Source organism: Corallococcus sp. CA047B (assembly GCF_003612065.1).
GTDB classification, from domain to species: Bacteria; Myxococcota; Myxococcia; order Myxococcales; family Myxococcaceae; genus Corallococcus; species Corallococcus praedator.
In genome coordinates this window covers 1-395 of sequence record NZ_RAWD01000748.1, presented here as the reverse complement: position 1 = coordinate 395, position 395 = coordinate 1, and the positions used below count along the sequence as shown (strand labels likewise).

The 395-nt window shown below is 64.8% G+C and carries 1 protein-coding gene; it reads right to left on the bottom strand.

Features of this window, described 5'->3' with window-relative positions; translation table 11 throughout:
- The coding region (locus tag D7X74_RS42485) for an alcohol dehydrogenase catalytic domain-containing protein (RefSeq protein ID WP_158622386.1) at positions 1-395 on the bottom strand (395 nt) is incomplete at both ends.

Here is a 395-nt window from a genome sequence, read left to right as displayed (position 1 = left end):
AGTTTGTAGAGGCTGGTCTCCGCATGCGGAATGCGGACGTACTCGGCCTGCACGCCGTCGATGCGATGTCCCAGGATCCAGCCGCCCGTTTCGCAATGCGAGTACATGCCACGCCGGCAATTCGCACATTTTCCGCAAGACGAAATGCACGAGATCAGCACGTGATCACCCCGCTGTAGCGATGTCACGGCCGCGCCGACCGATTCCACCACGCCCACGCCTTCGTGGCCCAGCGTGCGCCCCGGCTCGCAGGTCGGGACGTCGCCCTTGATGATGTGCAGATCGGTGCCGCAGATGGTGGTCAACGTGACGCGCACCACGGCGTCGCCGGGTGCCTGCAACGCCGGTTTCGGCTTGTCGGCCAGGGTGATCTTGCCGGGCCCCTCGTAGACAAG